Below are 9,663 nucleotides of genomic sequence, written 5' to 3' on the forward strand. Positions count from 1 at the left end.
CGAATATCTCCGGCGACTATCTCGGCACTTTTCAGGACGCGCAAGGCGGCACCGGCAACGCAAAGGGGACGCTGGCGCAGCACGGGGGCAACGCGGGCGGCGGAATCAAAGACAAGGAAACCAACAAGACCATTACCGTTGATATCTCGCTAACGGTCGACTCATCGAACTCGACGAGCGGGGCAATGGTCGTCGATTACCCGCCGCTACAGACGGGCCCCGTGTGCACGTTCAGCACAACCGGCACGTATGACCCCACGACCAACCTCCTCACCGGCTCTTACACGGCAAGGACGGGCTGCGCCGGCGACACGGGGACATACACGTTAACTCAGCAGTGTCACGACACCGTCATCACCAGCAGCATGCCGAGGCGAGAGAACAACCCCCACTGCTGATTGAGTCGCGAGGAGGGCGAGCGCTTCGTCCTGGTCGAGCGCCGCGCCCTCTTCAAACAACGTCGACGCGTCGGCGTTTCCCAGCACACGTTCGATGCTCTGCAGCGCGTTTTGAAGCGCGATCTTCTCAATTCGATCGCCGTCGAACTGCATCTCGAGCAATCGGGCGCGCGCAAAACCGAATAGCCGCGCACCCTGCTGCGGATCGACCTGCGCGTGCACAGGTGCGCAATACGCGAAAGCGAGGGCGGCGAGGACGGGGTGCCGTGAATCGACCGCTAGTGTCAACGCGCGGCGCGCGTGCGGTTCGGCTTTTTCGACCGAACCGGATGCAAGCGCACAGCATGCAAGGTCGCTCTCGATGTACTTCTGCACGTCTACATCGGCGCTATCGAGGGCTTTCTGGAGCAGGTCCATCGCCCGGTCGTAGCAGCCTGCGGCGCCCTCGCTTGAGGCCCACCACTGGAGCACGTGGCATACTTCGTCCGAACGTTGCATCGTTCGCGCGGTTGTCAGCGCTTCTTCAAAAAGGTCTCGCGCCTGCGCTATCGCTTCAGGCGGCAGCGAGCTGGCGCAGCGGCGAAGCACGGCGACGATGAGATTCGGATCGCCGCTATCGCGTGCTCGTTGGATCGCCTCGGCTGCAGGAGCCTGCGCCTCGTCGAATTGCGAGGCTCGCGCGAATTGATAGGCTGTTTGCGACAACGCTCGAATGAGTCCACGCTCGTCCGCCGATTGGCGGTAGCTCGCCACGGCACGTTGGGCAGCTTCGAGCGCGCGTCCGGGCTCGAGAGAGTTGTTATGCATCATCGATGCGACGTATTCGATCCTCCCCGCTGTCGCCGGGGAATCATCCGCTGCGTTCAGCGCTCGCTCACACCATCGCAGTCCTTCGCCCAGCAGTCCCAAGCGCAAGAAAATCACTCCGCAGTCCGCGGCCAGCTGCGCGCCGACGCGACGCTCGCCCGGGCCCTCCAGCGTCCAGCCCAATGCTTCGCGGAAATTATCGATGTCGGGGGCTAGCCGGTCGAGCCAGCCCGGCGGCACGCGCGAATCGAACTCACGATACGCCTGACCGGCAACCGCTGCAAAGTGATCGGCGTGCCGGGATGCGGCCGTCAGGGTCTCTTTCTCGTCGACAGCTTTCTGCGAGGCGAATTCCCGAATGGTCTCCAAGAGGCCGTAACGCGTTTCGAGCGCGAGCTTCACAGTGAGGAGCGACTTGTCGGCAAGTGACGTCAGCAAGTCAAGCACGTGGTATTCGTCGGACTTCCCGTCACGCGCGAACATGGCAGTCACTGCAGCAAGCGAAAAGGTGCCGCGAAAGACGCCGAGGTGCCGAAAGAGGGACTGCTCGTCCGGCGACAGCAGGTCGTAGCTCCACTCGATCATGGCCGTAAGCGTTTGACGGCGCGGCAATGCGGTTCGATCCGAGCTTGTCAGCAGCTGGAAACGCTCGTGCAAGCGCGCCGAAATCTCTTCGACGCTCAACGCCCGGACGCGTGCCGCCGCCAGCTCAATCGCGAGCGGCATGCAATCAAGGCGCTCGCAGATGTTGTGCAAGGCGTTCAAGGATTGCTCCGCATCGAACCCCGTTGATACGGCCGATGCGCGTTGTGTGAATAGCTCGACCGCCGCCTCTAGACGCAGCGAAGCGAGTCGATAGACCTGCTCGCCGTCGAGATGCAAGAGCTCTCGGCTCGTCGACAAGATGGCGATGCGCGGACAGTGCGCCCGAACCCGAGCGATGAGCGCCGCCGCGTCGCCGACGATCTGCTCGCAATTGTCGATCACGATCAACGCGTCGCGCGCTCGCAGGTGTTCCACAAGTCGAGTTGCGTCATCGCCGCCTTCGGCGCTGCCGGCGTTGAGGGCGGCAAGCGTCGTTGCAGCGATCAGTGTGCCGTCGGTGATCGGCGCTAGGTTGATGAACCATGCTCCATGTTCGTGCCCTGCGATCGAGTCGGCGGCACATTGCAAGGCGATCCGAGTCTTTCCAACGCCGCCGGCGCCCGTCAGCGTCACCAGCCGCGACTGCGAGAGCACAGCTTTGATCTCCGCCAGTTCGCGTTCGCGGCCTATCAACGGCAGCAGGTCGGCAGGAATGTTGTTGGGGACGTCCTGCTTCCGCGCGCGGAGCGACGGATCGAGCACCACGAGCGCGACGGCGAGGTCCTGCGCGAGACCGCTCAGCATCTGCGTTTCCTCCTCGTCGTCGTCGCTCTGCTCGTCGCGCACGAGCAAAAAGCCCACTAGATCGCCCGCAGCCGTCATCGGAAAAGCGTGGGTGCCGCGAGCCGACGATTTCAGCAGTGCCACCTTTGCGGGTGCGCCGGTCGAACGCAACCGAACTGCAAGCGGATCATCAAACCCGACATCTTCTGCGGCGGCGTCGAATGACGATGCTTCCGCGCGAAAAACGCTGCGCCGCAAGTACACGGCACACGCCTGCGTGTCCAGAAAGTGATCGATCGCTTCGATGACGCGACGCAGCAACTGACCTACGTCGCTGAACGACGTCAACTCACGCCGGAACTTCGCGAGGGAGTCGAGCGCTTGGCGCTTACGTTTGTAGAATGCCGCCTCGACCGCCGCCTCGACGCGCTGATGGACGGGTCGGAAGACCAGTGTTGCTACGAGAACGATGATGATCTCGATCACCGTGCTCGCCGCTCTCGAGCGATCCGAGATGAACCGCTCCGCTCCCCATTCGGCGATTGCAAAAACCAACACGATCGCCGTGGTGACGCAGGCGAAGACGTACGCACGTATCCGGCGACCGCTCGCCGGACCTGCTTTGCTCATGAATTAGCGGTTAGGCGCGAACCTTGCCCTTCCTGCGTGGGTGTCTTACTCGTTGCACAGTGCACCGATCAGTGGGCTATCGCGGTGGTCTCGCAATGATTTGCCCGAACTGGGTGATGAGAAGCCCTTTGTACTGCCCTATCGGGATGATTTGTGCAGCGCAGCCATAGTTATAGTAAGATTCCGGGCTGACCAAGTTCATGTGAACTTCGCCGGCTGTAGGGTCGGACGCAGTGCACGGGATGCGTATCACGATTCCGGAGCTGCTATCAATTCCAGTTATCGTTACCATATTGACGAGCCATTCTGTTCCATTGAGTTGCACGGCTGGAGAAAATATCTCGTTTTCGACGACTACATGCGGAATCGATGTCGAGGTCGAGATGGACGCAGCAGGCAGTACCGTGATGAGCGTGTCTGCAATAGAGGTTGGAACGCCGTGTGCTGTCATCGTCGCGAAATCGATCTTTCCGATATTGGAAAAAAGCGACGACCAGCTTGGGCCGGTCTTTTGCGCTACGAATTGAAGTTTGATTTGCTTCCCGCCGCATGCGACCAGCGCGTAGTTAGAATCCGTCGCGTACGCGGATACCTCACCGTTGGCAGCACTATTCGCACAAATAGTTGACAATGCTATCTGATCCGAATCCGCTGACGCGGGCTCCGGACTCGTCAGTACACCAATGAATACGAATGCTGCGATCAGACACGGGACACGACTCATGCGCTCAAAATTATCCACAATTAATTTCCTTGCCACCCAGACCGTTACACCGCCATCGCTTGTTCGACGGCCAGATCCTCCGACCACCGAGCGCCTTCGGCCGCAAGCCGATCGATTTCGGATTCGGTGAGATGTTCGCGCAGCGCGACCATGAGCTTATCGTGGCACCACCGCTCGGTGTACTCACGTTGGTACGCGAGCACTTCGAAATACGCATCGACATGGCCGATGAGTCGAGCAGCAACGTCCACGTTATTGCACAGCGCACCGAGTAGCGCGAAATGCTGCAAGACGATCGCAATGCCGAGCGCATGGTGGCCTTGCAACGCCCACTTCAGGCCCTCGCGTGCTGCGACGCGAGCCGCATTCACATCGTTCGCGGCGATGCAGTATGCCGCCAGGTTCGTGTGATCGATCGCCAGTATGATCGCCTCTTTGCCGCCGGCGTTGGTTTCAAGAGCCTCCCGCACCAGGTGCATGGCCTTCTCGACGTCTCCAGTCGAGAATTCGAGCTCGGCTAGGTTTCCGCAAGCCGCGGCGGCGCCGCGTTCATCTCCAAGAGACTTAAAAATTTCGATCGACTGAGCGAGCAGCGTGCGAGAAGCGGCGACGTCGCATCCTGGCGACCGGTAATAAAGTCCCTTCAGGCTAAGGCAGCTTGCAATGCCCCGACGATCCCCGCACTCGCGCGCGGCTGCCATCGAACGGTCAATTTCGCGTTCGGCGTCCTCGAGCCGCCCCATCTGAAAAAGAGCGAATGCGATGTCGAAGAGCGCCGTCGCCGACCTCTGTCGGTCACCGAGCGGTTCGAAGAGGGCAAGCGCGCGCTCCGCATACTCAAGCTTGGGCTTCGCGAAGGACATATCCGCGAGCGACAGCCAAAGCCGGGCCGCCTCCCGCGGGTGCGTCAACTCGTCGAGGCCGGCTTGCGCGCGAACGATCCAGTACCGACCCTCGACGATGAGTCCGCCCATAGTCCACAGCTTTCCGTGCACTCCGGCGATGGCGGCTCCGAGCGGAACGTCCTTCGCGTCGGCGAGCGACCAGTCAAGCGCCGCGCGATAGTTGTCAAGTTCGAGCTCCTCTTGCGCGAGCCACGCCATTCGTGCTGAATCGTAAAAGTTCTCATCTGCTGCCTTGGCCCGGTCGCGAAAGTATTCTGCATGTTTACGAGCAAAGCGCTCGCGCTCATTTGCGTCGCCAAGCTTCCCCAGCGCATACGCGCGCGTGGATTCGAGCAGACGGTAGCGTTCTTGCGCAATCGTTGTGTCTATAACGAGCAACGACTTGTCGGAAAGTGACGACAGCAGATCCAAAATGTCATCGCTTTCGATGTCCTCGCTAGCGCAAACCGCCGTGACGGCGTGAAGGCCGAAGCCGCCCGCGAAGATCGCGATGCGTGCGAACAATGTCTGCTCCCGAGAGGTGAGCAGATCGTAGCTCCAGTCGATGAGCGCGATCAGGGTCTTCTGACGTGGCATCGCGACACGGCTTCCTCCGGTGAGAAGCTTGAAGCGGTCATTGAGGCGCGTCGCAAGGTTTGGGATTGAGAGTACTTTGACGCGCGCCGCAGCAAGCTCGATGGCCAGCGGAATACCGTCCAAGCGTCTACAGATGTCCGCGACAATCGACGCGGTTTCATCGGTGAGGCGAAAACGTGCGTCTGCAGCGCTGGCGCGTTCGGCGAAGAGCGCTATCGCACCGAATTGCAAAGATTCGACAGCATGCATACTCTCGGCATGCGCCGGTACTGAGAGTGACGGGAGCCGATGCACCCTTTCCCCGTGTATGCCGAGCGCCTGCCGCGATGTCGATAAGATCCGAACCTCTGGGCAGGTCTGGACGATGGCGTCTGCAAGCAACGCCGCCGCCTCCACCAGGTGTTCGCAGTTGTCGAGGATCAACACGAGCTGCTTGAGTTTTAGCCATTCCACGAGGGTCTCATCGACGCGACGTCCTTGCGCTTGCGCAACGCCGAGTGCTCGGGCTACGACGCTTGAGACGAGTTCAGGATCGCTGATTGGCGCCAGGTCGACAAACCAGACACCATTCGGGTATCCGTCGACCAATTCAGCGGCAGCTTGTAGCGCAAGTCGAGTTTTTCCAACACCGCCCGAGCCGAGCAGCGTTACGAGCCGATGTTTTTCGACAAGGACCTTGACCTCGTCGACGTCCACCTCACGACCGACGAGCACAGTTAATTGTGCGGGAAGGTTGTTTGGCCGCGCGTCGAGCGAGTTGAGCGGCGGAAATTCTCTCTGCAGCCCGTCGATGTTGAGTTGCCAGACGCGTTCCGGCTCTGTGAGATCCTTGAGCCGCCGCGACCCGAGGTCGAGCAATGAAGTTTCGGACGGCAAGGCAGCGTCGATCAGATCACGCGCTCTGCCGGACAGGAGCACTTGACCACCGTGGCCGATAGACATGAGGCGCGCTACCCGATTTACCGCGGTGCCGAAATAGTCGCCGTCACGTTCGGATGCTTCCCCGACGTGTAGTCCGGCTCTGACGCGCACGCCTTCCACGTCCCCGAAGTCCTCAGTCGCCAAGCCGCGTTGGATCTCGACTGCGGCTACGATGGCGTCCGACGCGCGAGCGAACGAGGCGCAAAATGCGTCGCCAACAGTTTTGAAGACGTAGCCTCCATGAGATTCGATCGCGCCGCGAAGGATTGCGTCGTGGCGCTTGACGGCAGCATCCATCGCGTCGTGGTGCCGGTCCCAACGCTGCGTCGATCCTTCGATATCGGTAAAGAGAAATGCCACGATGCCCGAGGGAAAAGATCGCGCCCGGTATTCAGAAGCCGTCAGCTCGTCTGCCTCTGCCATGTTGCAGTATTAGCGACGGGAGTGCGGTTATCCGGTGCGCTGTTTCAGCGACGATCGGGGTTCGAATCCAACCTTAGCAGCCCGTATTGCCAACAGAGCGACGGCACTAACACTGTCGCGAGGTTGTAAAATGAAGCGACTTCTTGCGGGGGCCGAAGTTCCCGTTAGGCAAGAACGCGCCGAGACGTTGTCGAGACTCCGCAAAGGGAAGGACTCTCTTACCGGAGTAGCCCGGCGCAATGGCGGCCGATGACAGCGCGACCTCCGTTCCTTCACGCCACGATACGAGATGGAGGGGGCCGCTCATCGCGCTGTGCGGTCTGTTTGCGCTCTATCTCTTCGTCAGCGCTGCGGATAACTTCGGCCTCGGCGGCCGCCCTTGGTTGGGCTGGTTCGACGGCGGCGGGGAACCTACGCCAGGTCAGCCATTCGTAATGACGCTCGAACAAGTGCAGCCCGGCGGCGCCTTGTGGCGCGCCGGCCTGCGCGACGGTGATCGTCTTGATTTGCGGGATTTCGACCTCAGCACGCGCCTACAATTGATGTATGAGCCGCTCGCGACACAGGCGACCACTCTCGTTGCTCGCCGAGGATCGGACAGATTCGTCACGTCTTTCACCGGTAGCATTTGGTCGGACGGCGAATCTGCGGTAAAACTACCGACCGTACTGATCGCGCTCGCGACAGGCATGTGGTGCCTCGTTTGTGCGCTGATCATCGCCGTAAGGCGCTCATGGTCGCCGGAAGGACGCACGCTTGCAATCGTTTTGATCGCACTTGGACTCGGCGGCGCCAATCCTGTTCAAAGCGTCGTCCTGCCGAACGTGACCGCGGACGTCCTGTTGTGGTCAAGCATGTGGATACTCGGATTCGTCGCGCTGGCGCTGCTGGTCTCCATGGCTTCGCGCGTGGGCGTCCGTACCTCGTGGCGTACGGCCCTCGAATTCTTCGTCTACGCAGCGATTGCTGTGGGCGCTCTCGGGCTGGGTGCCGGTTACGTGGGCGAACTCACGCTGTGGTTTGATCCATTTCCATTTTGGTCGTACAACTCAGCGGTTGCCACAGCCGTCCCTGCGATCGAGCTCGGTGTCGTAGTCCTCGCAGCGATAGCGGTGGCGTCGGCTCCGCGAGTCGAACGTCCGCGGGCCGCATGGTTACTGCTGCCGCTCCCGATCGCGCTTGCCGCGAGCCAGGCAGCGCTGGCCTTGCAGCCCTTTGCACCTTCCTTCGTCGGCGCGACCGGCCTTATCGTCCTTGCCAGCGCAATCGCGCTGCTTGGAGCGCTCTTCGTCACCTATGCGCTTTTGAAGCGGCGCGTCTTCGACACCGCCTTCATTTTAAGTCGCACGATTGTCGTGGGCCTGATCTCGTTGATCGTGGTCGCCGCGTTCGTCTTGCTTGAGTGGCTGCTGGGATCGGTGGTCGCGGGCGCGAGCCACGCAACGGGTCTCATCGCGAACGCGGCGCTCGCGCTTGTGCTTGGTCTATTGCTGCGATATATCCATCGGCGTATCGACGCGTTCGTCTACGCGGTGCTATTCCGGAAGCGCCACGAGGATGAACGCGCACTACGCGCATTTTCGAAGGAGGCAGCGTTCGTCACCGGACGAGAAGCGCTGCTCGATCAGGCGGTTGATCACGTCCGCGTCCACACCGATGCGCGAGCCGCAGCGCTTTTCGTCAGAGAAAATGGCGCGTACAAGGCGTTGCGCCGATTCGGCCAGACGCCGACTGAAGTGGACGAGAACGACCCTGCTATCCTCGCATTAAAGACATGGCACAAACCGTTCGATCCACATTCTTACACCACCGCGCTGCAGGGAGATCTCGCCTTGCCGATGGTCGCGCGCGGGCGCCTAGTTGGCGTGCTCCTGTGCGGCGAACGCGACGGCGGTGAGGCCTATGCGCCGGATGAGGTCGATGCACTTTCGGAGTTCGCGCATGGGGTCGGTTCGGCGCTTGATATCCTCGGTGCTGGGCGCGAACCCAGCGTGAGCGATAGATTGCTTGAAGCCATCACGGCGTTTCGAGAAGAAACCGCGACCGCCATCAACGCATTACGGAACAGCATCGAGCAGCAAACTCAAGACCGCTCTGCCGAATGACTTGAGGGCCCGCGCTTCATTCGCTTAGCCTCACAGCACGATCGGCTCAACTATCACGGCGCGCTTCAAGGTAAAAAGATGGTACCGACCTCAGACCTTCTTGTCTATCAATGTCTTAATCTGCGCGATGCGCTCCTCGTCGCGTTTGAAGAACGTCCATTGCTTTATGCGTTTGCCACGGATCAACCCGGCGCTTGAAAGAACTTTCAGATGCTCGCTCACCGTCGCCCCAACAGTTCAGCGCTGGCAATCCCACCGTCTACATTCCTCTCAAGAACGAAGCGGCAGTCGATCGCGCGTGGCTCGACATCAGCAGCATGAAACATCTGCACGCCGTCGAGTCCGACACACCGCTGTGCGTGTTCGTGTTTACGCCGACGCCCGAAGGCGTCTATTCGAGAATGTTTGCGCCCGAACAGGGAATTGTCGAAGATCCGGCCACAGGGGCGCGACCGGCCCGCTGGCCGCCTACATGTTCCAAAACGGATTGACGTCCGGCAGCGATGGCTCGACGTTCGTGAGCGAACAGGGAAAGAAGATGGGCCGGCGCAGTCTGTTATTCGTCAAAATCAGTGGGAAAAACGGCGCGGACGGCATCGACGTCGGCGGCTATGTCACGGCACTGATGGATGGCACGACGCGCCTCGCGCCTGCGTGATCAGGAAACGCGTTTGTCGGTTCGGTGCGGCACCGGATCGCGGGAGTAAATCGACGAAACAATGCCCAACATAGAATCCCGGGCCCTAGGGCTTATCGGGGGGCTGGGCGTGCGAGCGGGCATCTACTATTACGAGCAGATTGCGCAA

At 60.8% G+C, this 9,663-nt stretch carries 7 protein-coding genes; 4 read left to right on the forward strand and 3 right to left on the reverse strand.

The annotated features are described in order from the left end of the window. A partial coding sequence (locus VII69_08625; protein ID HEY5095163.1) for a hypothetical protein occupies window positions 1-398 on the forward strand: 398 nt, incomplete at its 5' end. On the opposite strand, the gene VII69_08630 is transcribed toward VII69_08625, so the two are convergent. The 3 genes from VII69_08630 to VII69_08640 all read right to left on the reverse strand — a co-directional run bounded on the left by VII69_08630 (window position 327) and on the right by VII69_08640 (window position 6,752). After that, on the reverse strand, window positions 327-3,203 hold the full coding sequence (locus VII69_08630; protein HEY5095164.1) for an NB-ARC domain-containing protein: 2,877 nt from the start codon (window positions 3,201-3,203) through the stop codon (window positions 327-329). The genes VII69_08625 and VII69_08630 overlap by 72 nt on opposite strands. A gap of 76 nt (window positions 3,204-3,279) precedes the next feature. Beyond that, window positions 3,280-3,945, reverse strand: coding sequence for a hypothetical protein (locus VII69_08635; GenBank protein ID HEY5095165.1), 666 nt, complete (start codon window positions 3,943-3,945; stop codon window positions 3,280-3,282). A 26-nt stretch (window positions 3,946-3,971) separates the two neighbouring features. Continuing rightward, window positions 3,972-6,752 (reverse strand): adenylate/guanylate cyclase domain-containing protein, encoded by a 2,781-nt coding sequence (locus tag VII69_08640; protein ID HEY5095166.1) that lies wholly within the window; start codon window positions 6,750-6,752, stop codon window positions 3,972-3,974. 239 nt (window positions 6,753-6,991) lie between these two features. Between VII69_08640 and VII69_08645 the strand changes: the two genes are divergently transcribed. The 3 genes from VII69_08645 (at window position 6,992) to VII69_08655 (ending at window position 9,515) form a co-directional block, all read left to right on the forward strand. After that, a complete protein-coding gene (locus tag VII69_08645; protein HEY5095167.1) occupies window positions 6,992-8,857 on the forward strand; it encodes a GAF domain-containing protein in 1,866 nt (621 codons plus the stop codon). A 194-nt stretch (window positions 8,858-9,051) separates the two neighbouring features. Next, on the forward strand, window positions 9,052-9,348 hold the full coding sequence (locus VII69_08650) for a PhzF family phenazine biosynthesis protein (protein HEY5095168.1): 297 nt from the start codon (window positions 9,052-9,054) through the stop codon (window positions 9,346-9,348). Then, a complete protein-coding gene (locus tag VII69_08655; protein ID HEY5095169.1) occupies window positions 9,330-9,515 on the forward strand; it encodes a hypothetical protein in 186 nt (61 codons plus the stop codon). Before VII69_08650 ends, VII69_08655 begins: the two co-directional genes overlap by 19 nt. The last annotated feature ends 148 nt before the right edge of the window (window positions 9,516-9,663 follow it).

This window comes from Candidatus Eremiobacteraceae bacterium (genome assembly GCA_036511855.1).
In the GTDB taxonomy this organism is placed as follows: Bacteria; Vulcanimicrobiota; Vulcanimicrobiia; order Eremiobacterales; family Eremiobacteraceae; genus JABCYQ01.

What these genes read in the sequence shown, in the direction of transcription:
- VII69_08640 (HEY5095166.1), bottom strand. Translation starts at nt 6,752, where the DNA reads ATGGCAGAGGCAGACGAGCTGACGGCTTCTGAATACCGGGCGCGATCT.
- VII69_08630 (HEY5095164.1), bottom strand. Translation starts at nt 3,203, where the DNA reads ATGAGCAAAGCAGGTCCGGCGAGCGGTCGCCGGATACGTGCGTACGTC.
- VII69_08655 (HEY5095169.1), top strand. Translation starts at nt 9,330, where the DNA reads ATGTTCCAAAACGGATTGACGTCCGGCAGCGATGGCTCGACGTTCGTG.
- VII69_08645 (HEY5095167.1), top strand. Translation starts at nt 6,992, where the DNA reads ATGGCGGCCGATGACAGCGCGACCTCCGTTCCTTCACGCCACGATACG.